We start from the raw sequence: 25,228 nt of genomic DNA on the forward strand, positions 1-25,228 counted from the left end.
AGCACCAGCATATGAAGCAACTTCCCAGGATTCTCGCAGCGGCGGCGGTCTCGCTGGCGTTCGCCCTTCCGGCCTATGCCGACACGACGCTGACGGTTCATTATCCGATGCCCGGCTTCTTCAAGAACGTGATGGACACGATCTCGAAGAAGTTCATGGAAGAAAATCCCGACATCAAGATCCAGTTCGCCAGCCCGTCCGCCACCTATGAGGAAGGTATCCAGACCATCCTTCGCCAGGCCGGCACCGACGAGATGCCCGACATCACCTTCATCGGCCTTAATCGCCTCCGCATGCTCAACGAACGCGACGTTGCCGTCGATCTTGGCCCGTTGGTCAAGAAGGAAGGCAACATGGCGGAACTCGGCTTTTCCGACGCGATCCTGAAGCTGGCGCAGGTCAACGGTAAGCAGGTCGGCCTCGCCTTCGCCACCTCGAACCCGATCATGTATTACAATGCCGACCTCATGAAAGCCGCCGGCGGCGATCCGGACAATCCGCCCAAGACCTGGGACGAGGTGATCGCGCTCGGCGGCAAGATCAAGGCGCTCGGCAATGGCGTCGACGGCATCGACTTCCGCTGGCAAGGCGACGACTGGATGTTCTCGGCGCTGCTGTTCGGCGCCGGCGGCAAGATGCTGAACGAGGACGAAAGCAAGGTCGCCTTCAACGGGCCGGAAGGCGAGAAGGCGGTGGAAATCCTGCAGCGGATGGTGAAGGAGGGCGGCATGCCGGTCTTCACCAAGCCGGCTGGCGAGCAGGCTTTCGCGGCCGGCAAGGTCGGCTTCGAATTCCAGTCCACCGGCGGGCTGGTCAACACCATCAAGAATGTCGGCGGCAAGTTCACGCTGCGCACGGCCAAGATCCCGCTGATCGATCCGGCCAACGGCCATCTGCCGACCGGCGGCAACGCCGTGGTCATCCTGACCAAGGATGCCGCCAAGCAGGACGCTGCCTGGAAATTCGCGAAATTCGCCGCCGGCCCTTATGGCGCGTCGGTCGTCGTGCCCGGCACCGGCTATGTCCCCAACAATGAACTCGCGGCGAAATCGCCGGAATATCTCGGCGATTTCTACAAGAAGAACCCGCTGTTCCGGGCCGGACTCAGCCAGATGCCGCTGATGGTTCCGTGGTATGCCTTCCCGGGCACCAACGGTGTGAAGGTGACGCAGACCATCGTCGACAACCTGTCGCGGATCGTCGACCAGTCGGCGACCCCGAAGGAAGCGCTCACTGATGCGGCAAGCGACGTCGAAGGCATGCTGCCGACGCAATAAGGCCTGCCAGAGCCTCGCCGCGCCAATGGCGCGGCGACGCCGGGCGGTCAAGCTGGTCGATAGATCTTCTCCGCCGTATTCCAGAAGATATCCGCCTCGGCAGCTGGACCGTGCTTCGCCACCGCATCCCGGTGCGCCGTGATCAGTTCGGCGTGGCTGGTCCACAACTTCTCGATCGGGAAGTTTGAGCCGAACATCAGATGGTCCGCGCCCAATATTTCGATCGCGTTGTCGACGATATAGGCGATCAGCGCCGGGTCGTTGCGGTGGATGAAAGTGCCGAGGCCGGACAGCTTGGCGTAGAAGTTCGGCGCCGCCGACAGCGTGCGCAGGCCAGCTTTCCAGGCTTCCGTGGTTTCCGCGTCCGTGCCGGTCAGCATGCCGGCATGGGTGAGAATGAAATTGGTTTCGGGGTTCTCGCCGACCAGCGTCAGCCCGTCCTTCATCTGGGCAGGAAAGAGCTGCAAATCGAAGGACAGGCCATAATCCTTCAGCCGCGCCACATTGGCCCGCACCTTCGGGTCGATCACCTGATCGGCTGAGGCGGCGAAGCGGAAGGCCGGCGTCTCGTGCCAATGCAGTTGCATGCGCACACCGCGCAGCAGCGGATATTTTTTCAAGCGGTCGATCTGGGGCCTGACATCGTCCACCGTCATGTCGGTGTAGCCGACGATGGCGTGCGGCCAGCCGGTCTCGTCGGCCGTTTTCTGCAGGAAGCCGACTTCCTTCTCGAAATCCTCCTTGGCCCAGTTGGTCTGGACGTAGACCGCCTTCTCGACGCCGGCGCCTTTCTGGTCTTCGAGGAATTCCGTGATCGGATAGTCGCGGCGGATCGGCTCGTAGGGGCCAAAGATGCGCGGGACCATCGGCCCGACCAGCCAGGGCTGGTCCTGCTGGCGCCAGATGTGGAAATGCGCGTCGATGGCTTTCTGCATCAGGATACCCTTTTCCAGATTGTCGCAGCCGCCGGGGCAGGGCGGGCGAGCGACAGGATGAAATCGGTGAGGCTGTTCACCGACGAACCATCGACCAGATCGTCGAGCACTGGCAGGATGGCGCGGAGTGCCGCCGTTGCCGGCTGGAAACGCGGGTCGCCGGCCAAAGGTGTTGCCAATGACAGCCGAAAGGCGCGGGCGCTTAGCCGGCGCATCGCGGTCTCCAGTTCGGCATGGTCGCCGCGCTCCAGCGCGTCCGAGAGGATAACGATCGCTGCCCCGCGCGCGAAGGCGGAGAAACGCGGCACTGAAAGGAAGGCGAGCAGCGTCGGACCCATGCGGGTTCCGCCGTCCCAGTCGTCGACCTGGGCGGCCGCGCGCGCCAGCGCCTGCTCGCGGTCGCGGATGCGCAACGCCGTGGTGATGCGGGTCAGCCGCGTGCCGAAGGTGAAGATCTCGGCGCGGTCCGCGCCCTGCACGGCGGCATGCGCGAGCTTGAGGTAGTCAGCCGTGTGCAGCTTCATCGAGCCTGAAACGTCGATGAGGATCAGCAGCTTGCGCGGCACGGTCTGGCGGCGGCGCAACAAGGGCGAGGGGACATCGCCGTCGGCGCTGACGATTTCCCTGAGCGAGCGGCGCAGGTCGAGCTTGCCACGCGAATGGGTGCGCACCGTGCGGAAGGAGCGGCGCGAGGGCAGGGCGCTCGACAGTTGGCGGCGAAAGACGGTCAGTCTGTCGTTGTCGCGCTGGAAGTCGCGGCGGCTCAACTGCTCCAGCGCCGAAGATAGCTCACCGCCTTCCTGCCGCTGCTCGGCCTCGATACGCTCGTCGTCGGCGCCGCCATCATCCTTGATACGGGTCTCTTCGTCGGCGTCGCCTTCGACCACGGCTGACGTGTTGTCGTAAAAATGGCTCTGGAAATGCACCTCGAATTCGTCGCGTCGGTCGGGCGGCGGTGCCAGTGTGGCAAGGGCTGCTTCACGGATATCGGCCATCGAGCGGGGGCCAAGCAAGGTTACCGCCTGCATGAAGCTGGAGACTTGTTCGGGGGCGATGGCGAAACCGTAGCGGCGCAGCAGCCGGCCGAAGCCGAGGAAGGGTGCGGCGGAACGGGGCAAGCTTTTCCGCCGCCGTTCGCGCTGCCCCTCATCCGCCCCTTCGGGGCACCTTCTCCCCGTGAACGGGGAGAAGGGATTGTCAAGGTCGCGGCTCACGCCAGCGCCTCCTCGACGATGCGGCCAAGCTCCGGCGCGATGTAGGAGAGGTCTTCCTCGTCCTTGATCAGCACGCCGATGGCGCGGCGGAAGGCTTCCGGCCACGGGCTGCCGCCTTTTTCAAGAATGGTCGCCGCGTTTGCCCATTCGACCGCCTCGGCGATGCCAGGAGGCTTGGCCAGCGGGCGGGCGCGGATGGTCTGCACGGCCGCCGCCACCGCGCGTGCGGTGCCTTCAGCTACATCGCCGGCGCGCAACATGATGATGGCTGCCTCGCGTTCGGCGTCGGGGTAGCCGATCCAGTGATAGACGCAGCGGCGGCGCAGCGCCTCGGCAAGTTCGCGGGTACGGTTCGAGGTCAGGATGACGATCGGCTGTGCCTCGGCGCGGATAGTACCGCGCTCGGGAATGCTGATCTGGAAGTCGGAGAGGAACTCCAGCAGCAGCGCTTCGAATTCATGGTCCGAGCGGTCGATCTCGTCGACCAGCAACACGCGCTGCTGCGGCGCCTTCAATACCTGCAGCAGCGGACGGGCAATCAGGAAGCGGTCGTCATAGATGTCGATCTCGTGCTCGCCGGCATGGCGGATGGCGAGCAGTTGGCGCTGATAGTTCCATTCGTAGAGCGCATGCGCGGCGTCGATGCCTTCGTAGCATTGCAGCCGCACCAGATCACGACCGAGCAGTTCGGCGATCGCCTTGGCCGCTTCCGTCTTGCCGACGCCTGGCGCGCCTTCGAGCAGCAGCGGCTTGCCGAGCCGGATCGCGAGAAAGATCGCGGTGGCCAGGCTGTCATCAGCGAGATAGCGCGAGGCGGCAAGATGCTGCGCCACCGACTCCGGCGAGGTCGCGACAGTCTCGGTGTTCACCTCGGGCATTTCGGCACTCAGTTCGCTTGTGCCTTCAACGCCCGCAAAATGCGCTCCGGCGTGATCGGCAGCGTGTCGATGCGCACACCGACGGCGTCGAAGACGGCATTGGCGACCGCCGGTATTTGCGGGTTGGCGCACATCTCGCCGGGCCCCTTGGCGCCATACGGTCCGTCCGCCGACGGTCGCTCCAGCACGATGATTTCGGTCTCGGCGAGGTCGCCGGGACCGGGCATCAGATACTGGTTGAAGTCGGTGCCGCCATGGTCGCGGTTGGGATAATAGGGCTCGGTCGTTTCGTAGAGCGCATGGCTGATGCCCATCCAGGAGCCGCCGACCAGTTGCTGCTCGACCATTTTCGGGTTCAGCGCGCGGCCGATCTCGAAGACGTTCTTCACTGTCAGCACCGTCACTTCGCCGGTCTCGTCGTCGACCTCGACTTCCGCGACCGTGCAGGCATGGGCGTAACAGGTCGACGGCTTCATCGCGCCGGTCTCTTTCTCCGGGTAGGAGCGCGGGATCAAAAACATGCCGCGGCCGGAGATGGAGCGGCCGCGTTGGAAATGCGCCGACAGTGCGACATCGAAGATCGAGATCGATTTCTGCGGCGCACCCTTGACCAGTATGTTGCCCTGGCCGTCGGTTTCGAGATCCGAGGCGTTCACCTCCAGTTCCTCGGCCGCCACTTCCAGCATCACCTGGCGCGCTTCCCTGGCGGCCTGGATCACGGCATTGCCAGCGCGGTGGGTGCCGCGCGAGGCGAAGGTGCCCATGCAGTGCGGGCCGGTGTCGGTGTCGGCGGTGTCGACGACGACACGGTCGGTCGGCACGCCGATCGTTTCGGCGCAGATCTGCGCCATGATCTGCTTCATGCCCTGGCCGAGATCGACCGACGACAGCGTGACCATGAAATTGCCGGTCGGTGTCGAATGCACCAACGCCTGTGTCGGGTCGCCGCCGAGGTTCATGCCGGTGGGATAGTTGATCGCGGCGACGCCGCGTCCGCGCCTGATCGCCATCTCAAGCTCCGTTCTTGTAGGAGGACATCGCCATGTATTTCTCAGCCACCGGCCAGTTTGCGGCGCGCGAGGCTTCCTGCATGCATTCGATGAGTGCCGCACCCTCCGTCGGCTGGCGATGCGCCTTCATGTCGCCGTCGCGATAGGCGTTGATGAAACGGAATTCGAGCGGGTCCATTCCGATCAGCCGCGCCAGCTTGTCCATCTGCACCTCTAGCGCGAAGTCGCCGATGGTGACGCCGAAGCCGCGCATGGCCGACGACGGCGTGCGGTTGGTGTAGACGCAGTAGGTATCGATCCAGACATTCGGGATGGTGTAGGGGCCGGGATAATGCCCGGCGCCCTTCTGCGCGCCATAGGGCGAGTGGCGCGAGTAGGCGCCGGCATCGCTGTAGCCGGTGACTTTCCGGGCAACGATGCGGCCGTCCTTCATGATGCCGTCCTTGATGACGACTTTTTCGGCCGCGCGGGGCGAGGAGATTTGCATCTCCTCCTCGCGACTGTAGACAAAAAAGACCGGTCGCCCGGTTAATTTTGCGCCGAGGATGGCGATCGGCTCGACGATGACATCGACCTTGCCGCCGAAACCGCCGCCGACCGTGCCGCCGACGAAATGCAGCTTGCTGCCCGGCATCTGCAGGATGATCGATGTGTTGTCGAGGGTGAAGAACATCGCCTGCGTGTTGGTGTAGCAGGTGAAGCGGTCATTGCCTTCGGGCGCCACCACGCAGCCGGTGGTCTCGGTCGGCGCATGCTCGATAGGCGAGGACTGATAGCTTTGCTCCAGCACGTGATCGGCCTGAGCAAAGCCCGCCTCGACATCGCCGAAACGCACCTTGCGGCACGCGCCGCTGTCATAGAGGTAATAGTTCTGGCCGTGATATTCGTTGACGATGGGCGCGCCTGGCTTCAGCGCTTCCTCCATGTCGAAGACGGCGGGCAGCACCTCATAGTCGACCTTGACCTTGGCGGCGGCTTCCTGGGCGGCGCGCTCGGTTTCGGCCAGCACCGCCACGACGGCCTCGCCCCTCCAGCGCACCTTGCCGTCGGCCAGCACCGTCTCGTCCTCCGGCCCGATCTGGATCAGGATCAGAATGGTGTAGACATTGTGCGGCACATCCTTGGCCGCCAGCACCTTGACGACACCCGGATGCTTCTCCGCCTCCGAGGTGTCGATCGAGCGGATGCGGGCATGGTGGTGCGGGCTGCGCACCATCTTCAGGTGCAGCATGCCGGGGAAATTACGGTCGGCGAAAAAGGCGGTCTTGCCAGTGACGTGGCCGGGCGAATCCGAACGTGGCCGGGGCTGGCCGATCTCATGCAGACCGTCCTTGCGGACGTCGGCGAAGTAGTTCTTGCGCAGTTCCATTCCTTGGTCCCTCAGGCCGCGTTCTGCGAATTGGCGCGGCCGGCGGCGAGCACCGCCTGGATGATCGGCTCGTAGCCAGTGCAACGGCAGATGTTCCCGGACAGCGCCTCGACGACGTCCTCGCGGCTGGGATTGGGGGTGTGGTCGAGCAGCACCTTGGCGGCCATGATCATGCCCGGCGTGCAGAAGCCGCATTGCGTGGCGAATGTGTCGAGGAAAGCTCGTTGCAGCGGATGCAGCACGCCGCCTTCGGCAAGGCCCGATGTGGTGGTGATCATTGCACCGTTGCAGGTCTCGGCCAGCGTCAGGCAGGAGAGCCTCAACTCGCCGTCGATGATGACGGAGCACGCGCCGCAGGTGCCCTGGTGGCAGCCGCCCTTCGGCGAGGTGTCGCCGATCTTGTCGCGCAAGGCGTTGAGCAGCGTCGTGCCGCTGTCGATGAATTCGGCCTTTTCAGACCCATTGAGCGTGAATTGAACCGGGACCTTTGCCATTCTTCCTCCTTGCGCGCCTGCCCCGCAGGGCAAGCGCGCGCCCCCACGTGTGATTAGCTGAGCAGCAGCCTGCCGAGGTGGACCGGCAGGACTTCAGCGCGATACCAGGCGCTGGCGATTGGATCGGTGATGGGCGAAGTGCCGTCGCCCGCCGCTGCCAGCGCCGGTGCGATGCCATCCGGGTCGAGCGTCCTACCGAGTAGCGCTTTTTCCGCTGCCTTGGCACGCATCGGCCGATCGGCCATGCAGCCGAGCGCGATCCGCGCCGAGGACACGGTCCCGCCTCCAGCCTGTTCCAGAACGATCGCGATGCTCAGCACCGAGACCCCCTTGGGCTTGACCCGCGACACTTTGAGGAAGCGGAAGCTGCCGGCCTTCGTGAAACTGACCGACGTGACGATGGCGCGGCCATCGTCACGCCCGGCCAGGAAGGTCTCGATGGGTGTTTCTCCGTCATCGGTGCCGACCGTTGCATCGAGTGCCAGCAGGGCGACGGCGAAATCGCCATAGGGCGCCGGCGCGAACAGATTGCCGCCGACGGTCGCCATATTGCGGATCGCCGGGCCGCCGACGGCGCGGGCGGCCTTGGCAAGGGCACCGAGTTCGGGATGGCGGGCGATCTCCACCATGGTCACCGAGGCGCCGACGCGGACCTTGCCGCCGCGGACCTCGATGGCCGACAGGGCCGGATCGGTCGACCTGACAAGGCCGGAGACCGAGACGTCGCCTTCATTGGCCGCGCGGACGACGAGTGTACCCCCGCCGAGATAGCGCGTGCCGGCGGACTTCAGCGCGGCGTTCGCGTCTTTTACCGTTGCAAAAGTCTGCAGCGCCAGCGCCATTGCCCGCTCCTTCAGCTCTGGCCGGCGAAATGGTTCTTCAATGCATTGAAGCCGCCTTGAAAAACATTGGCGCCCATGCCTTCGGCCAGCTTGTCGGCTTCCTCGGGGGCAGCGTCGAAGCTGGCGGTCCATTCGGCATAGGTGCGGTCGCCATCGGTGACGCGCCTGAGCTGCAGAGTCGCCTTGTGGTTGGTGAGCGGCTGCGGCGTTTCCAGGATGGAATAGCTGACCAGGAAATCGTCATCGGAGAAGTCGAGCAGTTTTTCGCGCAAGCGGGCGCCGCTGGCGAGCTGGAAGTTGCGCACGCAGCCGATCGTGCTTGCATGCTTGCCGTCCTCGATATGGCTCTCGACCATGCGTGGGTGCCAGCCCGGCAGGCCGTTGAAGTCGCGTATGCGTGCCCAGACCTTTTCGACCGGCGCGTCGATGACGCTGGAGATGGTGACTTTCGCCATGAAATGTTCCCTTCCGAATGATCGTTGCGGCAAGGGTAAGGCGCTTGATTGGGCAGCGCTTATCAATGCGTCTCGGGCGTGTATCAACCAGTCTGAAAAACAGACGGCCGCCCGGTCAGGCCGTCGCCCGCGCGGCCTCGCGGTAGAGCGTCGGCGGCACGCCGACATGATCGCGGAAGAAGCGCGAGAAATTACCCTGCGTGGTGAATCCGAGGTTGCAGGCGACCGAGATGAGCGGCTCCCGCGACCATTGCAACTGCCGCACCGCTTCCTCCATGCGCAGCGTGTTCCAGTAGACGTTGGGCGTCAGACTGGTCTGTTCCTTGAACAGAGCGAAGAAATGCGGCCTGGACAGGCCAACGGCGCGGGCGACATCGTCGAACGAGATGCGCTCGCAGACATTGGCCTTCATCAGCTGGATCGCCTTGCGGACGCGGAAATCCTGCATCGTGTTTATGCGGCCGCGCGCCTCCCGCGGCGCCGAGGCGTCGGCGGCGTCGAGCACCGAGTCGATGAAGCGCTCGATCTCGTAATTGGCGATATCGTCGACGCTTTCATTGTCGGTGAGATGGTCGAGCAGGCTGGCGGCGGCCTGGTGCAGCCATGGCTCGAGCGCGATCGCCGCCTGTGAGAATAGCGGGGCGCTGGACGGCAGGTCGCGGCGCCGGCGCGCCCAGTCCGGGTCGATGTAGAAGGCCAGGAACAGGCCCGGCCTGCCGTCCTGGGACAGGACGTGGCTGTGCGGCTGCAGCGAGTTGATGCCGGCGGCGGTGCCCGGGCCGAGGCGGACCGTCTCACGGCCGATGGTCATCTCGCCGGCGGTGCCTTCGAGCCAGATGATCAGATGTGCCTCGATATGTGCATGGGTGACGAAGTCGCTCGCGACATTCAGGACAGAAACATGTCCGAACCGGCCCCAGTAGAGCCTGATCGCTTCCGTCATGGGTATATCCTCCCGCAAGCGACTGGCCTCCCTTCGCTCGCAGGGGGATTGTGCGGCCGGTTTTCGGTATCCGTCAAGGTAGCGGCTGTTGGCCGCTACCAATGGAGGTCGGCTTCAGCCGATTTTCAGACTGAGGGATAGGAGAGCCGGAACGAACAACGCTCCGACGACGCGCTCTCAGTCGCTGCGCCTGAAATTGCGGATGCGGTCGAACAGAACCGCCAGCAGGATGGCGCCGCCGATGAAGGTGCCTTGCCAGAAGGCGTTGATGCCAAGCAGGCCGAGGCTGTTGCGGATCACCTCGATGAGGGCAGCACCAACGATGGCGCCGAAGGCAGTGCCGATACCGCCGGCGAGGTTGGCGCCGCCGATGACGGTGGCGGCTATCACCTGCAGTTCCATGCCGTTGCCGAGATTGGTGGTGACGGCGCCGAGCCAGCCTGTCTCGATGATACCGGCAATGCCGGCTGACAGCGCCGAGATCATGTAGACGGCGACCTTGATCTGGCGCACCGGGACGCCGGTCAGCGTCGCCGCGTGCTCGTTGCCGCCAATAGCGAAGATATGGCGGCCGAACTTTGTCCAGCGCAGGATGAAACCGGTGATCAGGGCCAGCAGGATCATGTAGAGCACCGGATTGGCGATGCCGAACAGCCAGGCGCCGCCGCCGAGCGCCAGAAGCTTGTCGTGGTCCGGCCCGAACTGGAAGACGACGGTGTTGTTGGAGGCGACCATGGCAAGGCTGCGGGCGATCGACAGCATGCCGAGCGTGACCACGAAGGGCGGAAAGCCCAGATAGGCGATAAAAACGCCATTGAAGGCGCCGATGACGAGCGCGGTGGCGATCGAGGCCAGAATGCCGATCTCGATCGAAAAGCCGGCATGCATGGTGACGGCCAGCACCATCGAGCACAGGCACAGTACCGAGCCGACCGACAGGTCGATGCCGCCGGTGATGATGACGAAGGTCATGCCGAGCGCGACGATGGCGACGAAGGTGATGTTGCGGGTGATGTTGTAGAGGTTCTTCGAGGTGGCGAAGGCGTCGGTGGCGAAGGACAGGAAAATACAGGCTAGGATGACGGCGATCACCACCCAGAAAGTCTGGCTGGAGAACAGGCGCGACAGGAAGCTGTGCTGCTTCTGCGCGATCGTCTGGTCAAGGGTGACTGCCATTATAGACCTTTCCTGCGCTGCCCACGCGCGGTGAAATCCGGGTTCGCCATTCTCATGCCACCTGCTCGATGGCGCCGGTGATCAGCCCGGTAACCTCCTCGGGCGAACTCAACGCGATCGCCTTGTCGGCGACCTTCCTGCCGCGCCGCATGACGATGACGCGGTCGGCGACGTCGAAGACGTCGGGCATGCGGTGGCTGATCAGTACAACGGCGATGCCCTGGTCGCGCAGATGACGGATGAGGTTCAACACTTCGGCGACCTGCCGCACCGAGATTGCCGCCGTCGGCTCGTCCATCAGCACGATCTTGGCCTGCGACAGCATGGTGCGGGCGATCGCCACCGCCTGGCGCTGGCCGCCCGACATCTGCTTGACGAGGTCGCGCGGGCGGGTCTCGGATTTCAACTCGGCGAAGATCTGGCCAGCGCGCTTGTACATCGAGGCATAGTCGAGGATGCGGAACGGGCCGACGCCACGGCGCAATTCGCGGCCGAGATAGACATTGGCCGCCGCCGTCAGATTGTTGCAGAGCGCCAGGTCCTGGTGGACGATCTCGATGCCGTGCTGGCGCGCCTCGACCGGCTTGTGCAGGATCAGTTCCTTGTCGTCCATCCGCATCGTGCCATGGCTCGGCCGGAAATTGCCAGCTATCATCTTGACCAGCGTCGACTTGCCGGCGCCATTGTCGCCCATCAGGCCGACGACCTGGCCTGGTTCGATCGACAGCGACACGTCGTTGACAGCCTGGATGGCGCCGAAATGCTTCGAGATGTTGGTGAGTTCGAGAACCGCCACCAGTCTTTGCCTCCCATGCCTGGCCCATCCGCCCGCGGACAGGCGACGGCTTCCATTGGCTTTCCCCAGCTCCTCCCGAGGACAGCGATGCCGTCATTTACGCGAATGGCGTCGCGGGCGTCAATTGTCGAACAGGCAATTGTCAGACGAATAGTGCCGTGCTGTTTTTGAAAAATCCGTTTTGTAGGACAAATAGCATTGACGTTGGCGGCAAGCCGATATTAGTTGAGCGTCGGAGGAAGACGTGCCGGCTTTGACGACGCCATCGGCGACGCCACCGGCACAAAGGTTTTGGCGATCTTGCCAGTGTCGTTGCCGGGCTGGTCGCATCTGAAAATGCTTATCGGCCTGGCCGGATTGAATGAGCGCACGCGTCTCAGTCATCTGGCATCTGGCTGGTTTGTGTGGCGGGCACGCCGTGTCCGTCTGTTTCCAAGGGAGGACTGACATGAGGAAAACAGTATTGCTCGCCGCCGTCGCCGCCATGGCGTTGGGCGCCGGGCCGGCTTTGGCCAAGAAGCAACTCGTCATCGTGGTGAAAGGTCTCGACAATCCATTCTTCGAAGCCATTCACCAGGGCTGCGAAAAATGGAACAAGGAAAACGCCAGCTCGAAATATGAATGCTTCTACACCGGCCCGGCGTCGACTTCCGACGAGGCCGGCGAGGCGCAGATCGTGCAGGATATGCTGAGCAAGGCCGACACGGTGGCGATGGCGATCTCGCCGTCCAACGCACCGCTGATCGCGCAGACGATCAAGAGCGCCAATCCGTCGATCCCGATCATGACCGTCGACGCCGACCTCGCCAAGGAAGACGCGGCACTGCGCAAGACCTATCTCGGCACCGACAACTATCTGATGGGCAAGAAGATCGGCGAGTACATCAAGAAGGCCAAGCCGAATGGTGGCACGATCTGCACCATCGAGGGCAATCCCGCTGCGGACAACATCCTGCGCCGCGCGCAAGGCATGCGCGACGCGCTGACGGGCAAGGACGGCCTCACGGCACTTGCCGGCGAAGGCGGCTGGACGGAAGTCGCCGGCTGCCCGGTGTTCACCAATGACGACGGCGCCAAGGGCGTTCAGGCGATGACCGACATCCTCGCCGCCAACCCCAAGCTCGATGCGTTCGGCATCATGGGCGGCTGGCCGCTGTTCGGCGCGCCGCAGCCCTATCGCGATCTGGTCGGACCTCTGAAGGACCGGCTGGCCAAGAACGACTTCGTCATCGGCGCCGCCGACACGATCGGCGACGAGGTGGCGATCGCCAGGGATGGCCTTGTCACCGCGCTGGTCGGCCAGCGGCCCTTCGAAATGGGCTACAAGGCGCCATCGGTGATGATCGACCTGATCGAAGGCAAGAAAGTCGACGATCCGGTGTTCACCGGTCTCGACGAATGCACCAAGGACACGGTCGACACCTGCATCCAGAAGTAGGCCGCGATTTCGGGGCGCTCGCCAACGAGCGCCCCGTTTCCTCCAATTCTTCAACAGGACGCCTTGGTTGGGGCAACGGGCTCCGGCTTTGACGCGTCCGTAGTTTGGATTTTCGGCAACGGATCGGTGCGCCGCGCGGGTTTAGATCAATGCGGGTGACGGGCGGCCGACCTATTGGAACGTGGATGCCGGACGAGAAGGCAAAAAGAAAAGCCGGCCGGGCCAAGGCGCAAGCCAGTCGCGACCCAGCAGCCGTGCGTAGGGCGGAAGCGGCGCACTTTGCCGGGTCCAGCGTCCATGCCTCGCTCGCCAGCGAGATTGGCCTCAGGATCGTGCGCGGCGACTATCCGCCTGGCAGCATCCTGCCCAACGAAGCCAAATGGGCCGAAACCTTCAATGTCAGCCGTTCGGCGGTGCGCGAGGCGATCAAGATGCTGATGGCCAAGAGCCTTTTGGCGTCGCGCCCCAAGATCGGCAGCTGGGTCGAGCCCAAGGAGCGCTGGAACCTGCTCGACCGCGACGTGCTGGCCTGGTACGCGACCGCGCCGGATCGCGAGGCGTTTCTGCGCACGGTTCAGGAGTTCCGCCACATCATCGAACCGGAGGCGTCCGCCTTCGCCGCCATGCGGCGCAGCGACGAGCAGATGGCCGAGATCAGCCTGGCTTGCCGCGAGATGGGCGAGGCGGCCAACCTGCCCGAGCGCATCCGTGCCGACACGCGCTTTCACCTGGCCATCCTGCGGGCCTCGGGCAACGACCTTCTGGTGCCGCTCGGCGTGCTGATCGAATCGGCGCTCGACCATCTCTTCGTCTTCACCACGCGCCAGGTCGGCGATCAGCGGCGGGCACAGAAACTGCACGAGGCGATCGAAAAGAGCATCCGCCTGCAGCGGCCAGCCGCGGCGCGTAGCGCCGTGCACAAGCTGCTCGCCGACACCGATGAGGGGATCGGAAGGGGCCGGCGGTAAGGGCCCGCCGGCGGTTCGGGTCTCAGATCGTCTGCTTCTTGCCATCCTTCATCGGCATCAGGTCGACACCATTCACTTTGGCGATGTGCGTGGCCAGCATCGGCACGAACTGCTCGGCCGGACCGGTTGCGTGGGCGCCGGCGAAGGAGTTCTTGGTGGCGTTGCCGAGCGGGTTGGCGATGCCGGCCGCACCCGCCATCGATTCCAGATAGGTCAGGTCCTTGAAGGCGTTGGCGATGGTGAATTTGTGGGCGTCGCGATCACCTTCCAGCGTCCAGCGCATGAAGGTCTGGTAGAAGCCGCAATCCATGCGGCCGTTGCGGATGACGCTGTCGAAACGCGGCGGGGAGATGCCGACCTTCTCCGCCAGTGCCAATGCCTCGGAATAGATCGCGGCATAACCCAGCGAGATGAAATTGTTGAGCAGCTTCATGCGGTGGCCATCGCCGGTGTCGCCGATATGGACGATGCGGCCGGCCCAGGTGTCGATCACAGGCTTGACCCTGGCGAAGACGGCGTCGGGCGCGCCGACCATGGCGTCGAGCGTGCCTTCCCAGGCTTCCTTCGGGGTGCGGCTGAGCGGCGCGTCGACATAATCGACGCCAAGCGCGTTGAGTTCTGCCGCGAGCGACACCGTCGAGACCGGATCGGAGGTCGAGCAGTCGACGACGACCGAACCGTTCTTCAACCCCTCCTTGAGCCCGCCGGGGCCGCGAATGATGGCCTCGACCTCGCGCGAGCCGGTGACGCAAATGAAGATGATATCGGATGCCGCCGCCACGTCGCGGGAGGTCGACGCCTCATGAGCGCCTCGGCCGAGAAGATCCTCCGCCGGTTTGCGGTTCTTGCGGCCGAGAAATGTCAGGGAATACCCCTTGTCGACGATGTTCTTGGCGATGCCGTGACCCATCAGGCCAAGGCCGACAAAGCCGATCTTCTCGCTGCTGGCGGTCGTGTTCATGCTGTCTGTCCTGTCTGTGATTATCGATAATGTCGCCGCCGTTTTAGCCATATACGGTTGCAGAAAGCAATATTGTCTGACAATACACGTCAATCCTAGGACTTTCGTGGAGACCAGAATGACGAAGCGGATCATGTTCACCGGCGGCAGCGGCAAGGCTGGGCGCCACGTCGTGCAATATCTGGTGGAGCAGGGTTGCCAGGTGCTCAACATCGACACCAGGCCGCTCGACAATCCTAAGGTGCGCACGCTGATCACCGACATCACCGACAGCGGCCAGGTGTTCAACGCACTGTCGAGCTATATGGGGCTGCACGAATTCGATCCGTCGCTGCGGCCGCAGCAGGTCGACGCCGTGGTGCATTTCGCCGCCATTCCACGCATCATGATCACGCCCGACAACGAGGTGTTCCGCGTCAATGCGATGGGCACCTACAATGTCATCGAGGCCGCGGTGAAGCTCGGCATCCGCAAGGTGATCATCGCTTCCAGCGAGACGACCTACGGCCTGGTGTTCGCCAACGAGCCGCGCGACCCCACGCATTTCCCGCTCGACGAGGAGTACGACGTCGATCCGATGGACAGCTATGCGCTGTCCAAGATCGTCAACGAGAAGACGGCGCGCGCTTTCGCGCAGCGCAATGGCACGGACATCTATGCCCTGCGCATCGGCAATGTCATCGAGCCGCACGAGTATTCGCTGTTCCCGAAATGGTTCGCCGATCCGGGCTTTCGCAAACGGATCGCCTGGAGCTACATCGACGCGCGCGACCTTGGCCAGATCACGCTGCGCGCCATCGAGAAAGATGGGCTGGGCTACCAGGTGTTCAACGCCGCCAATGACGACACCTCGTCCGATCTGCCGACCGCCGAACTCCTGAAGCGGTTTTATCCCGGCGTGCCGGTCAAGGGCGAACTCGGCGAATACGAGACGCTGCTGTCGAACCGCAAGGCGCGCGACATGCTCGGCTTCCGGCCCGAGCATAGCTGGCGCAAATACGTCAAGACCGCCTGAGCGTGGTCGAATCGCGGCTGGGTTGTGCATAGAAGCCGGCTTTGCGGCCCAACGCCCGCACCGCGCTTGACAGCTTCCGTAAACCGGCCTTTCTGGAGCCCATGCGGGACGCGAGACCGAACAAGGAAAAATCGCCCAAAAAGGCTGTAGCTGTCGAGCGCCCGGTCGGTGTTCGCCGGCCCGACGCGGCGCGCATTCCCGGCTCCAGCGTGCATACGTCGCTGGCGAGCGAGATTGGTCTGCGGATCGTGCGCGGCGACTATCCGCCCGGCACCATCCTGCCCAATGAAGCCAAATGGTCGGAGACCTTCAGCGTCAGCCGGTCGGCGGTGCGCGAGGCGATCAAGATGCTGATGGCCAAGAGCCTGTTGGCATCGCGCCCCAAGATCGGCAGTTGGGTCGAACCGAAGGAACGTTGGAACCTGCTCGACCGCGATGTGCTTGCCTGGTACGCGACGTCGCCCGACCGCGAGGTGTTCCTGAGGACGGTGCAGGAATTTCGCCACATCATCGAGCCGGAAGCGACGGCCTTCGCCGCCATGCGGCGGACCGACGAGCAGATGGCCGAGATCAGCCAGGCCTGCCGCGAGATGGGCGAGGCGAAAAGTCTGCAGGAACGGACCCGTGCCGACACCCGCTTCCACCTCGCCATCCTGCGTGCCTCCGGCAACGACCTACTGGTCCCGCTCGGCGTGCTGATCGAATCCGCCTTCGATCATTTGTTCACCTACACGACCCGGGAACTCGACGATTTGCAGCTCGCCCAGAAGATGCACGAGGCAATCGAAAAGAATATCCGCCTGCAACGGCCCGATGCGGCGCGCAATGCCGTGCGCAAGCTGCTGGCCAATACCGACAACGTCATCCGTTCGCGGTAGGATTCACCGATAAGCCATTCGGCACGCGGGTGTTTCCGTCTTGCAGGCCGTCGAAGCAATTCAGGCCGGCACCGCCAAAAAATTCGAGAGCTAGTGTCGGATCGGCTGTGTGGCACCCGTCCTTGGGGTGTCGAACGGGAAACCAGCAAGGAGAATTTGACATGCCCAGCACCGTACGTCTGCACCGCGTTCTGACCACCAGCCCGGAGAAGGTCTACCGCGCGTTCCTCGAGGCCGACGCGCTTGCCAAATGGCTTCCGCCGAACGGCTTCACCTGCACGGTTCATCACTTCGAGGGCAAGGTCGGCGGCACGTTCAAAATGTCGTTCCGCAATTTTACCACCGGCGACAGCCACTCGTTCGGCGGTGAGTATGTCGAGCTCGTTGCGGGCGAACTCCTGCGCTACACCGACAGGTTCGACGATCCCAACCTGCCCGGCGAGATCGAGGTGACGGTGACGTTGAAGAAAGTGTCCGTGGGCACCGAAGTGAACATCACCCAGGCCGGCATCCCGGACGTCATTCCCGCGGAAGCCTGCTATCTCGGCTGGCAGGAATCGCTACGGAACCTGGCCAAGCTCGTCGAACCCGAGATCAAACAATAGGACGCCGACCGGCTGGACAACCGGCACGTTCCTCACCTCGTTTTGAAGGGCCGAGGAAGCAACTCGAGGAGCCATTGGGGGGGCGGCTAATCCTCCTTTGGACGCCCGAATGCGGCGCGCAGTTCGTCCTTGGCGTCCTCGAGGATCTTCTTGCGCGCCGCGGGAAGGTTTTTTCCGGCCCTGTTGATGTAGAAATTCAGCATCGACATGGCGGACTGGAAGGGCTCGGCCTTGCGGCGGTGGCTGTGTTCGGCCGAACGCTTGAGCGAGGCGGCGATCTTCTTGGCGTCGTCGGATTCGAAGACGTGCTCCTCGAGATCCATCGCATCGCTGTGCTCGGTCACCTCGGCCGACCATTTCTGCTTGGTGGCGGTCATGGCTGGACTCCTTTGCGGTGTTGCTGATCGAAAACTCCAGATATCGGCGTCGGTTCCCGCATTCGTATCGGCCTGGAGCCACGGATTTGCCCGCTGTGGCGCTGCTGTACGCGGAGAATGCGTCGATAGTGGTCAAAACAGCAGCGATTGAGACCGCCGACAGGAAACGCCTTTGACGCGAATCGACTTGAGCCGGGCCGGTCCCGGTATCGACAGTTCCTACGCCTGGATGCGCCTTGCCATCTCGATGCTGCTGGCGACGATCGGTGCGGTCGGCATGTGGGCCGTTGTCGTGGTGCTGCCGGCGGCACAGGCCGAGTTCGGCGTCGACCGCGCCGCGGCATCCATGCCCTACACCGCGACCATGGTGGGCTTCGCCGCCGGCAATGTGCTGGTCGGCCGCGCCATCGACCGCATGGGCTATTGGATCCCGGCGCTGTTCTCCTCGATCGCGCTCTCCGCCGGTCTCGTGCTCGCCGCGCTGTCGACATCGATCCTGCAATTCACCCTTGCCCAGGGGGTGCTGATCGGTGTCGGCACATCGGTGATCTTCGGGCCGCTGATCGCCGATATCTCGCACTGGTTCAATCGCCGCCGCGGCGTCGCCGTCACGGCGGCGGCGGCCGGCAACTACCTTGCCGGAGCGATCTGGCCCACGATCATGCCGACGCTGATCAAGGCAGAAGGCTGGCGCTTCACCTATGCGGGCATCGGCGTCTTCTGCCTCGTCACCATGGTGCCGCTTGTGCTGTTGCTGCGTCGCGGCGCTCCGGAAGCGACGGCCGCCGGCTCGCCCGGAAGCCGGCCGGTGCAGCCGATTCCAATGTCGCCGGCGGCAATGCAGGTCCTGCTGGTCGTCGCGGGACTGGGCTGCTGCGTGGCGATGTCGATGCCCCAAGTGCACATCGTCGCCTACTGCATGGATCTTGGCTACGGCATGGCGCATGGCGCCGACATGCTGTCCATCATGATGGCGGCGGGGGTCGTCAGCCGGCTTGCGTCCGGCTTTGTCGCCGACCGCATCGGCGGCGTCAAAACCTTGCTTATCGGCTCCGTGCTGCAATGCCTGTCATTGCTGTTCTATATCCCGTTCGACGGGCTCGCCTCGCTCTATGTCGTGTCGCTGGTCTTCGGCCTGTCGCAGGGCGGTATCGTGCCTTGCTATGCGATCATCGTGCGCGAATATCTGCCCGCCAAGGAGGCCGGCCAGCGCATCGGCATCGTGATGATGGCGACGATTTTCGGCATGGCGATCGGCGGCTGGATGTCGGGCTGGATCTACGACCTGACCGGCTCCTACGCCGCCGCGTTCCTGAACGGCATCGCCTGGAATCTGTTGAACATACTGGCGATCGGGTTGTTCATGTGGAAGGCGAGGCACAGAGCTGTCGCGGCCGCCTAAGGCGAAGGTCTGGCACAGCCATTCGGTGGCTCGGCTTGACAACAGGCAGTCACTGCGCGACGCCAAGGCGGATGGGTGCGGCAACAGGCCGGTGAGATGGCGACAGCTGGAAAGATCGCATTGGGCGCGCGGTTCGATGGCCATGCGCATGGGCCAAGGCCTTGATCAAGCCGCGCTCGCGCCGGGGCGGTGGCCGCCCAACCCTATCGGATGTGGCACACAAGGCCGGCGTCGGCGCCATCACCGTTTCCCGCGCGCTGCGCGAGCCGGAACGCGTTTCCAAGGAGTTGCGCCGCCAGATCATGGCCGCCGTCGAAGAGCTTGGCTATGTGCCGGATCCCAACGCACGCGCATTGGCCTCGGCGCGCGCCGAGGTGTTCGGTGTGCTGGTGCCCTCGCTGACCAACAATGTCTTCGCGGAGGTGGTGCGCGGCATTTATGACAGCCTGTCGGACAGCCCGTTCCGCATCCAGCTCGGCAACACGCATTATTCCGGGCTGGAGGAGGAGCGTCTGCTGCAGCTGTTTGGCTCCCAGCGGCCGGCAGCGCTGATCGTCGCCGGCATCGACCAGACGCCCACCTCGCGAAAACTGTTGGAGAATGCCGGTTGCCCGGTGGTCCAGGTGATGGAGACCGGGCCCGATCCCGTGGACATGATGGTCGGCTTTTCGCATCTCGACGGCGGCAGGACGGCGACCGAGCACCTGATCGAGGCGGGGTATCGCCGGATCGGTTTCATCGGTGCGCGCATGGACCCGCGCTCGCAGCGGCGCCTTGCTGGTTACCGGGTGGCGATGGAGAAGGCCGGGCTGCTGGACCCGCGCCTGATTACCACCACGCCCGTGCTTTCCAGCGTGTCGCTTGGCCGTGAACTGTTCCGCGATGCCCTTGCCAAGATGCCGACGCTCGACGGCGTGTTCTGCAACAATGACGACATTGCGCTCGGTGTGCTGTTCGAATGCCATCGCGCTTCGATCGACGTGCCGAAGACCATCGGCATTGTCGGCTTCAACGATCTCGACATGATGCAGGTGGCTTTTCCCTCGATCACCAGCATCCGCACCTATCGCTACGAAATCGGCAGGCGCGCGGTCGCCATGGCGCTGGCGGCGATATCGGGTGACAGGCCGGAGCAGCGGGTCGTAGACCTCGGTTTCGAGCTGAAGCAGCGCGAGAGCACGGCACGTTGAAACATTTTAGAACCTGCTGAAATCAGCCTTTACAGACATTCTTGGTAGCGCTACCATTCGGGCCAGCGCGAAGTCGAACCGCTGTTTATTATACATAAGCGACAGCATTTTCCTTGTTTATTATTGATAATATGATACTTTCGGCGCTGCTTGAGGAAGCAACAAAGGAGGGATCAGGCCGGCGCCGGCCACCTGACATGCATGGCGAGCCAGGGCAGGAGGTGCTTGGGCGAACGTCATTGTACTGCAGCTAAACAAACAAGTCAGAACTGCAACTGGGAGGAATATCGATGATCAAGTCACTCGTTGGTGGCATCGTTGCCGCCACTGCATTCGTCATGTTGAGCTCAGCGGCGATGGCCGCAGGCCCAGAAATCGTCAAGGGGCCGGCAGCCGAGCCGGGCTGCTTCGCCCCATGGGCAGCCGATACGCAATTCTTCAAGTTCCCCAAGAAGGCCGGCCCATATCGCATTGCGCTCGCCAACGGCTATATCGCCAACACCTGGCGTATCCAGATGGTGCAGACCGCCAAGGCCTATGCCGCACAGCCGGATGTCGCCAAGAAGTTGAAGGAATTCAAGGTTGTGTCGACGGGTGAGGACGTCCCGGCGCAGATCTCCGCGATCAACAATTTCATCGATTCCGGCTTTGACGCCATCGTCGTCAACGCGCAGAACCCGACCGCCTTCGGGCCAGTCATCAAGCGGGCGAAGGAGGCCGGGGTCGTGCTGGTCGCCTTCGACAACATTCTCGACACCAAGGATGCCATCAACGTCAATGTCGACCAGAAGGGCCTTGGCGCATTGTGGGGCAAGTGGTTGGTCTCACATGTTCCGAACGGCGGAAAGGTGCTCGAAGTGCGCGGCGTCGCCGGCACTTCCGTCGACACGGACCGTCATGCCGGCATCCACGAGGTGCTCGACGGCTCGGGCAAGAAATGGGAAGTCACCGAGGTGGTCGGCAAATGGGACGACGGCGTTGCCCAGAAAGCTACGGCGGACGCGATTGCCACCAACGGACCCTTCGACGGCATCACCGGGCAGGGCGGCGACACCGGCATCGTGCAGGCGATGATGGATGCCAAGCATCCATTCGTTCCGTTCGGCGGCGAGACGGAGAACGGTTTTCGCAAGTTCTGTGCCGCACATGCCGGTGACGGCTTGAAGTGCTCTTCCGCCGGCACCGGCCCCGCCCAGGTGGCCGTTGCAATCAAGACGGCAATCGCGGCCCTCGAAGGCAATGTCGTGCCGCAATCGGTGAAGCTGCCGCTGGCCATCGTGGAGGATCCGAACTTCAAGGCAGGCCAGGATTTCTTCCCCGACCAGTCCGACAATTTCTTCGTCGGCAACTCCTTCCCGACCTGCGGCATCAATTTCAGTGCCCAGGAAATCATGGGCCAGACCAAGGAAAACCAGTAGGCTCACTGCTATCGCTGGCGCCGCGGGGTTAACCCCGGCGCCAGCCCCGAAATCCCATGATTGCCCCGGGGAGGGTTGATGGACGGTGCGGCTCCACTCTTTCGCATGGAAGGCATTTCCAAGCGCTATGGCGGCGTGCGGGCGCTCGAGAAGGCCGAGCTGACGGTTTCCACCGGTAGCATCCACGCCATCCTCGGTGAAAACGGCGCCGGCAAGTCGACATTGATCAAGGTCATGGCAGGTGTCGTGGCGCCCGACGAAGGCCGCATGATGCTGGATGGGCGCGAAGTGACCTTCGCTTCGCCCGGTGCGGCGAACAAGGCCGGCATCGTCTGCATCTTCCAGGAATTGTCGCTGATCCCCGAACTCAGCGTCGCCGACAATATCGTCATTTCGGATCCGCCCAAACGCTTCGGCATGATCGATCGCAAGGCGCAGCGCCGCATCGCCGAGGACGCGCTTGCCCGCGCGGGCGCCGCCGACATCCATCCGTTGGCGCTGGTCAAGGACCTGCCGCTGTCGCGCCGGCAGATGGTGGAGATCGCCAAGGCGCTGGCGCGCAAACCACGCATTCTCATCCTCGACGAGGCGACGTCGGCGCTGACGGCAGCGGATGTCGCGAAGATCTTCGGCGTGCTGAAGCGGCTGCGCTCGGAAGGGCTGGCGCTGCTCTACATCTCGCACCGCATGAACGAGATCGCCGAACTGGCCGACCATTGCACGGTGTTCCGCAATGGCCGCAATGTCGCCAGCTACAAGGCCGGCTCGAAGAGCGACAACGAGGTGGTCGAGCTGATGATCGGCCGCGAGTACAGCCATATTTTTCCGCCCAAGCCGCCGGCGGCACCGGCCAGCGCCGCCCCCAGGCTCGAGGCGCGCAAATTGTCCTGGGCCGACCGGCTGGATAACATCTCGCTGACGGTCAGGGCAGGCGAGGTGGTCGGCCTCGGCGGGCTCGATGGCCAGGGCCAGCGCGAATTGCTGCTTGCTTTCTTCGGTGTGCTGCGTGGCCTCTCGGGAGAAGTGCTGATCGACGGCAAGCCGGCGACGATCACCAGCCCGGCGGCGGCCCGCGAGGACGGCATCGGCATGGCGCTCATCCCGGAAGACCGCAAGACCGAAGGCCTGATGCTGCCGATGACGGTGCGCGAAAACCTGTCCTTCGCCGCACTCGACCGGCTGTCCAAAGGCGGCATTATCGACCGCGCCGCCGAACAGCGGCTGATCGACGACATGGTCGGCCTTCTGGCGATCAAGACGGCGGGCCTCGATATTCCGGTTGGCGCGCTGTCGGGCGGCAACCAGCAGAAAGTGGTCATAGCCAAATGGCTGATGCGCCAGCCGCGCATCATCCTGCTCAACGATCCGACGCGCGGCATCGATGTCGGCACCAAGCAGGAAATCTATCAGCTGATGCGCAAGCTGGCGGACGCGGGCGCGGCGATCCTGTTCTATTCGACCGACTATGACGAGCTGATCGGCTGCTGCGACCGGGTGCTGGTTCTCTATGACGGCGCGGTCAAACGCGAACTGGTCGGCGCCGAGATCACCGAAAGGGCGCTGATATCGAGCGCGCTTAACATCCATGGCGAGGAGAGCCCGGTGGGCCTGGGAGCGGAAGCGTGAAGGATTGGCGTTACTGGCTGGCCGAGCAGCGTGGAACATTGCTGGCGCTCGGCATCTTCATCGTCATGTTCGTCATCTACACCTCGAACCATCCGGCGGGCTTCACCGCCAATGTCGTGCAGACGGCGGCGAACAAGGGCGTGCTGCTTGCCTTCGTCGCCATGGCGCAGACGCTGGTCGTGATCACCTCCGGCATCGACCTGTCCGTCGGCATGATATTCCTGCTCACCAACTGTCTGGCCTCCTGGCTGGTGGTGGGCACGCCGATGCAGACGACGCTCGGCGTCGTCGCCGTGCTGGTGGCGGGACTTTTGTGCGGCGCGATCAACGGCGCCATCGTGATCTATGGAAGGCTGCAGCCGATCGTCGCGACCATCGCCACCGGCGCGGTCTACTACGGCATCGGCCTTTTGCTGCGGCCTTTTCCGGGCGGCTCGGTCAACGAGGATCTGGCCGATGCTATGACAGGACGTCTGTTCGATCTGGTGCCGGCAAGCCTGGTCGTGCTGCTGGCGGTCGTTCTGCTGATCTGGGTACCGTTCAGCCGCTCTGTACTCGGCCGCGCCGCCTACGCGGCCGGCTCTTCGGAAACGGCTGCCTATATGTCGGGCGTGCCGATAAGGCGCGGTAAGTTCTCCGCTTACACGCTTGCGGGGCTGCTGGCCGCGATCGGCGGACTGTTCCTGACCTTTTTCACCTATACGGGGGAGGCCGCCTATGCCAGCGGCAACGCCTATACGCTGTTCTCGATCGCGGCGGTCGTGCTGGGTGGTGTTTCGCTGTTCGGCGGCAAGGGCAGCGCCATCGGTGCCATCTTCGGCGCGCTGGCCTTCCGCACCATCGGCGACCTGTTGTTCGTCTTCGACTTCGATCCGCTCTGGCAGCCGCTGTTCCAGGGCGTTATCCTGCTGGTCGCCGTCAGCCTCGGCGCCTTCGCCCTGTTTCGGGTCCGCAACCGGCTGGAGTGGTTCCTGTGAGCGAGACGACCTTGGGCGGCATTGCCGGCCGCATGCCGAAATTCATCCGCCGCGCCGATCCGGCGGTGCTGACCGCCTTTGCCTGCATCGTGGTGCTGCTGTTGGTTGGCAGCCTCTATTCGCGCAGCTTCCTGTCGCCTGAATATCTCTTGCAGCAGCTCAAGGTGGCCTCGTTCCTCGGCGTCATCGCCACCGGCATGATGCTGGTCATCCTGCTCGGCCAGATCGACCTGTCGGTGCCGTGGTCGGTGGCGGCGGGTGCGATGATGGCCTGCGCGGCGGCCGCCTACGGCCCGGCAGGCGTGGCGCTGGCTATCCCGTTCGGCATCTTCTGCGGCGTGCTGATCGGTATCGTCAACGGCATCGGCGTCGCCTATCTGCGCATTCCCTCGATGATCATCACGCTCGCCACCAACGCCGTCGCGCAAGGGTTGATGGTGGTCTACACCGGCGGCTTCTCGCCGCAGGATTCGGCCACCGGCGCCATGCGCTACCTCGCCACCGGGTTCACCATTCCGGGCGTGCCCAATGCAGTCATCATCTGGGCGCTGATCGGGGCCGCGATGGTGTTCGTGCTGACCCGCAGCGGTTTTGGCCGTGCGGTCTATGGCATCGGCAACCGCGAGCGCGCCGCCTATCTCTCAGGCATCGACACAAGACGCGTGGTGATGATCGCCTTCGCTGTCTCCGGCGGGCTCTCCGCCTTTGGCGGCGTGCTGCTGGCGGGCTACGCCTCCAAGGCGGCGCAATCGATGGGTGACGCCTATCTGCTGCCGTCGATCGCGGCCGTCGTGCTCGGTGGCACCTCGATCCTGGGCGGGCGCGGCTCCTATCTCGGCACGGTCGCCGGCGTGATCCTGATCACACTGCTGCAATCCATCCTGTCGGTCATGCAGATGCCGGAGGCGGGACGGCAGATCATCTATGGCGTCGTCATCGTCGCCATGCTCCTTCTTTACGGCCGCGCGCCGGCAAGCCGCTGAC

26 protein-coding genes are annotated in these 25,228 nt (G+C 63.8%); 12 read left to right on the plus strand and 14 right to left on the minus strand.

The genetic code is table 11. The features are described from left to right. Window positions 1-11: 11 nt before the first annotated feature. Entirely contained in the window at window positions 12-1,277 is a 1,266-nt protein-coding gene (locus tag LB543_RS10450) for an ABC transporter substrate-binding protein (RefSeq protein WP_224614030.1), read from the plus strand. 47 nt (window positions 1,278-1,324) lie between these two features. On the opposite strand, the gene LB543_RS10455 is transcribed toward LB543_RS10450, so the two are convergent. The 12 genes from LB543_RS10455 to LB543_RS10505 all read right to left on the minus strand — a co-directional run bounded on the left by LB543_RS10455 (window position 1,325) and on the right by LB543_RS10505 (window position 11,773). Then, the gene (locus LB543_RS10455) at window positions 1,325-2,212 is read right to left on the minus strand and encodes an amidohydrolase family protein (protein WP_224591918.1); all 888 of its coding nucleotides are present in this window, start codon (window positions 2,210-2,212) and stop codon (window positions 1,325-1,327) included. Beyond that, the gene (locus LB543_RS10460) at window positions 2,212-3,330 is read right to left on the minus strand and encodes a vWA domain-containing protein (RefSeq protein WP_224614032.1); all 1,119 of its coding nucleotides are present in this window, start codon (window positions 3,328-3,330) and stop codon (window positions 2,212-2,214) included. The genes LB543_RS10455 and LB543_RS10460 overlap by 1 nt, the downstream gene beginning before the upstream one ends. A 92-nt stretch (window positions 3,331-3,422) precedes the next feature. Beyond that, on the minus strand, window positions 3,423-4,304 hold the full coding sequence (locus LB543_RS10465; protein WP_140759119.1) for an AAA family ATPase: 882 nt from the start codon (window positions 4,302-4,304) through the stop codon (window positions 3,423-3,425). An 8-nt stretch (window positions 4,305-4,312) separates the two neighbouring features. Beyond that, window positions 4,313-5,314, minus strand: a complete 1,002-nt coding sequence (locus LB543_RS33895) for a xanthine dehydrogenase family protein molybdopterin-binding subunit (RefSeq protein ID WP_263498660.1) — start codon at window positions 5,312-5,314, stop codon at window positions 4,313-4,315. Between the two features lies 1 nt (window position 5,315). Continuing rightward, the gene (locus LB543_RS33900) at window positions 5,316-6,683 is read right to left on the minus strand and encodes a xanthine dehydrogenase family protein molybdopterin-binding subunit (RefSeq protein WP_263498661.1); all 1,368 of its coding nucleotides are present in this window, start codon (window positions 6,681-6,683) and stop codon (window positions 5,316-5,318) included. Between the two features lie 11 nt (window positions 6,684-6,694). Further along, window positions 6,695-7,177: a (2Fe-2S)-binding protein gene (locus tag LB543_RS10475; protein WP_140811998.1), complete on the minus strand. Its 483-nt coding sequence runs from the start codon at window positions 7,175-7,177 to the stop codon at window positions 6,695-6,697. A 53-nt stretch (window positions 7,178-7,230) separates the two neighbouring features. Further along, on the minus strand, window positions 7,231-8,019 hold the full coding sequence (locus tag LB543_RS10480; RefSeq protein ID WP_224614034.1) for an FAD binding domain-containing protein: 789 nt from the start codon (window positions 8,017-8,019) through the stop codon (window positions 7,231-7,233). An 11-nt stretch (window positions 8,020-8,030) separates the two neighbouring features. Continuing rightward, window positions 8,031-8,474, minus strand: a complete 444-nt coding sequence (locus tag LB543_RS10485) for an SRPBCC family protein (RefSeq protein WP_224614036.1) — start codon at window positions 8,472-8,474, stop codon at window positions 8,031-8,033. Between the two features lie 115 nt (window positions 8,475-8,589). After that, window positions 8,590-9,417, minus strand: coding sequence for an AraC family transcriptional regulator (locus LB543_RS10490; RefSeq protein WP_224614037.1), 828 nt, complete (start codon window positions 9,415-9,417; stop codon window positions 8,590-8,592). Between the two features lie 177 nt (window positions 9,418-9,594). Beyond that, complete coding sequence (locus LB543_RS10495) at window positions 9,595-10,593, minus strand: ABC transporter permease (RefSeq protein WP_140759107.1); 999 nt, start codon at window positions 10,591-10,593, stop codon at window positions 9,595-9,597. 52 nt (window positions 10,594-10,645) lie between these two features. After that, entirely contained in the window at window positions 10,646-11,389 is a 744-nt protein-coding gene (locus LB543_RS10500) for an ATP-binding cassette domain-containing protein (protein WP_140759106.1), read from the minus strand. 120 nt (window positions 11,390-11,509) lie between these two features. Next, on the minus strand, window positions 11,510-11,773 hold the full coding sequence (locus LB543_RS10505) for a hypothetical protein (RefSeq protein ID WP_140759104.1): 264 nt from the start codon (window positions 11,771-11,773) through the stop codon (window positions 11,510-11,512). 64 nt (window positions 11,774-11,837) lie between these two features. Here LB543_RS10505 and LB543_RS10510 point away from each other — a divergent pair, with 64 nt between their 5' ends. Both LB543_RS10510 and LB543_RS10515 read left to right on the plus strand, forming a co-directional pair. After that, window positions 11,838-12,827, plus strand: coding sequence for a sugar-binding protein (locus tag LB543_RS10510; RefSeq protein ID WP_224614040.1), 990 nt, complete (start codon window positions 11,838-11,840; stop codon window positions 12,825-12,827). A gap of 185 nt (window positions 12,828-13,012) precedes the next feature. Next, the gene (locus tag LB543_RS10515) at window positions 13,013-13,795 is read left to right on the plus strand and encodes a FadR/GntR family transcriptional regulator (RefSeq protein WP_140811993.1); all 783 of its coding nucleotides are present in this window, start codon (window positions 13,013-13,015) and stop codon (window positions 13,793-13,795) included. Between the two features lie 22 nt (window positions 13,796-13,817). Here the strand turns inward: LB543_RS10515 and LB543_RS10520 are convergent, their stop codons facing one another. Further along, window positions 13,818-14,756 carry an NAD(P)-dependent oxidoreductase gene (locus LB543_RS10520; RefSeq protein WP_224591940.1) on the minus strand — a complete coding sequence of 313 codons (939 nt, stop codon included), beginning with the start codon at window positions 14,754-14,756 and terminating at the stop codon, window positions 13,818-13,820. Between the two features lie 118 nt (window positions 14,757-14,874). Between LB543_RS10520 and LB543_RS10525 the strand changes: the two genes are divergently transcribed. The 3 genes from LB543_RS10525 to LB543_RS10535 all read left to right on the plus strand — a co-directional run bounded on the left by LB543_RS10525 (window position 14,875) and on the right by LB543_RS10535 (window position 17,254). After that, window positions 14,875-15,771: an NAD-dependent epimerase/dehydratase family protein gene (locus LB543_RS10525; protein WP_224614041.1), complete on the plus strand. Its 897-nt coding sequence runs from the start codon at window positions 14,875-14,877 to the stop codon at window positions 15,769-15,771. A 101-nt stretch (window positions 15,772-15,872) separates the two neighbouring features. After that, a complete protein-coding gene (locus LB543_RS10530; protein ID WP_140759094.1) occupies window positions 15,873-16,649 on the plus strand; it encodes a FadR/GntR family transcriptional regulator in 777 nt (258 codons plus the stop codon). A gap of 161 nt (window positions 16,650-16,810) precedes the next feature. Then, window positions 16,811-17,254 (plus strand): SRPBCC family protein, encoded by a 444-nt coding sequence (locus tag LB543_RS10535; protein WP_027141553.1) that lies wholly within the window; start codon window positions 16,811-16,813, stop codon window positions 17,252-17,254. Window positions 17,255-17,340: 86 nt separating this feature from the next. Here the strand turns inward: LB543_RS10535 and LB543_RS10540 are convergent, their stop codons facing one another. Then, window positions 17,341-17,631: a DUF3175 domain-containing protein gene (locus LB543_RS10540; protein ID WP_140759090.1), complete on the minus strand. Its 291-nt coding sequence runs from the start codon at window positions 17,629-17,631 to the stop codon at window positions 17,341-17,343. 172 nt (window positions 17,632-17,803) lie between these two features. Here LB543_RS10540 and LB543_RS10545 point away from each other — a divergent pair, with 172 nt between their 5' ends. The 6 genes from LB543_RS10545 (at window position 17,804) to LB543_RS10570 (ending at window position 25,227) form a co-directional block, all read left to right on the plus strand. Further along, window positions 17,804-19,033: an MFS transporter gene (locus tag LB543_RS10545; RefSeq protein WP_224614043.1), complete on the plus strand. Its 1,230-nt coding sequence runs from the start codon at window positions 17,804-17,806 to the stop codon at window positions 19,031-19,033. Window positions 19,034-19,194: 161 nt separating this feature from the next. Beyond that, window positions 19,195-20,223: a LacI family DNA-binding transcriptional regulator gene (locus tag LB543_RS10550; protein WP_224614045.1), complete on the plus strand. Its 1,029-nt coding sequence runs from the start codon at window positions 19,195-19,197 to the stop codon at window positions 20,221-20,223. Window positions 20,224-20,513: 290 nt separating this feature from the next. Beyond that, on the plus strand, window positions 20,514-21,641 hold the full coding sequence (locus LB543_RS10555) for a sugar ABC transporter substrate-binding protein (protein WP_140811986.1): 1,128 nt from the start codon (window positions 20,514-20,516) through the stop codon (window positions 21,639-21,641). 78 nt (window positions 21,642-21,719) lie between these two features. Continuing rightward, complete coding sequence (locus LB543_RS10560) at window positions 21,720-23,267, plus strand: sugar ABC transporter ATP-binding protein (protein WP_224614047.1); 1,548 nt, start codon at window positions 21,720-21,722, stop codon at window positions 23,265-23,267. Beyond that, window positions 23,264-24,244 carry an ABC transporter permease gene (locus LB543_RS10565; RefSeq protein ID WP_140759081.1) on the plus strand — a complete coding sequence of 327 codons (981 nt, stop codon included), beginning with the start codon at window positions 23,264-23,266 and terminating at the stop codon, window positions 24,242-24,244. The genes LB543_RS10560 and LB543_RS10565 overlap by 4 nt, the downstream gene beginning before the upstream one ends. Continuing rightward, entirely contained in the window at window positions 24,241-25,227 is a 987-nt protein-coding gene (locus tag LB543_RS10570; RefSeq protein ID WP_140811984.1) for an ABC transporter permease, read from the plus strand. Before LB543_RS10565 ends, LB543_RS10570 begins: the two co-directional genes overlap by 4 nt. Window position 25,228: the final 1 nt, after the last annotated feature.

The sequence above is a fragment of the Mesorhizobium sp. ESP7-2 genome (assembly GCF_020164715.1).
Taxonomy (GTDB): domain Bacteria; phylum Pseudomonadota; class Alphaproteobacteria; order Rhizobiales; family Rhizobiaceae; genus Mesorhizobium.

Bases quoted from the DNA above. Each gene is read 5' to 3' on its own strand.
- LB543_RS10455 (WP_224591918.1), bottom strand. From the start codon at position 2,212: ATGCAGAAAGCCATCGACGCGCATTTCCACATCTGGCGCCAGCAGGAC.
- LB543_RS10495 (WP_140759107.1), bottom strand. From the start codon at position 10,593: ATGGCAGTCACCCTTGACCAGACGATCGCGCAGAAGCAGCACAGCTTC.
- LB543_RS10555 (WP_140811986.1), top strand. From the start codon at position 20,514: ATGATCAAGTCACTCGTTGGTGGCATCGTTGCCGCCACTGCATTCGTC.
- LB543_RS10515 (WP_140811993.1), top strand. From the start codon at position 13,013: ATGCCGGACGAGAAGGCAAAAAGAAAAGCCGGCCGGGCCAAGGCGCAA.
- LB543_RS10520 (WP_224591940.1), bottom strand. From the start codon at position 14,756: ATGAACACGACCGCCAGCAGCGAGAAGATCGGCTTTGTCGGCCTTGGC.
- LB543_RS10450 (WP_224614030.1), top strand. From the start codon at position 12: ATGAAGCAACTTCCCAGGATTCTCGCAGCGGCGGCGGTCTCGCTGGCG.
- LB543_RS10505 (WP_140759104.1), bottom strand. From the start codon at position 11,773: ATGACTGAGACGCGTGCGCTCATTCAATCCGGCCAGGCCGATAAGCAT.
- LB543_RS10480 (WP_224614034.1), bottom strand. From the start codon at position 8,019: ATGGCGCTGGCGCTGCAGACTTTTGCAACGGTAAAAGACGCGAACGCC.
- LB543_RS10485 (WP_224614036.1), bottom strand. From the start codon at position 8,474: ATGGCGAAAGTCACCATCTCCAGCGTCATCGACGCGCCGGTCGAAAAG.
- LB543_RS10475 (WP_140811998.1), bottom strand. From the start codon at position 7,177: ATGGCAAAGGTCCCGGTTCAATTCACGCTCAATGGGTCTGAAAAGGCC.
- LB543_RS10510 (WP_224614040.1), top strand. From the start codon at position 11,838: ATGAGGAAAACAGTATTGCTCGCCGCCGTCGCCGCCATGGCGTTGGGC.
- LB543_RS10540 (WP_140759090.1), bottom strand. From the start codon at position 17,631: ATGACCGCCACCAAGCAGAAATGGTCGGCCGAGGTGACCGAGCACAGC.
- LB543_RS10535 (WP_027141553.1), top strand. From the start codon at position 16,811: ATGCCCAGCACCGTACGTCTGCACCGCGTTCTGACCACCAGCCCGGAG.
- LB543_RS10490 (WP_224614037.1), bottom strand. From the start codon at position 9,417: ATGACGGAAGCGATCAGGCTCTACTGGGGCCGGTTCGGACATGTTTCT.
- LB543_RS10525 (WP_224614041.1), top strand. From the start codon at position 14,875: ATGACGAAGCGGATCATGTTCACCGGCGGCAGCGGCAAGGCTGGGCGC.
- LB543_RS33895 (WP_263498660.1), bottom strand. From the start codon at position 5,314: ATGGCGATCAGGCGCGGACGCGGCGTCGCCGCGATCAACTATCCCACC.
- LB543_RS10560 (WP_224614047.1), top strand. From the start codon at position 21,720: ATGGACGGTGCGGCTCCACTCTTTCGCATGGAAGGCATTTCCAAGCGC.
- LB543_RS10465 (WP_140759119.1), bottom strand. From the start codon at position 4,304: ATGCCCGAGGTGAACACCGAGACTGTCGCGACCTCGCCGGAGTCGGTG.
- LB543_RS33900 (WP_263498661.1), bottom strand. From the start codon at position 6,683: ATGGAACTGCGCAAGAACTACTTCGCCGACGTCCGCAAGGACGGTCTG.
- LB543_RS10530 (WP_140759094.1), top strand. From the start codon at position 15,873: ATGCGGGACGCGAGACCGAACAAGGAAAAATCGCCCAAAAAGGCTGTA.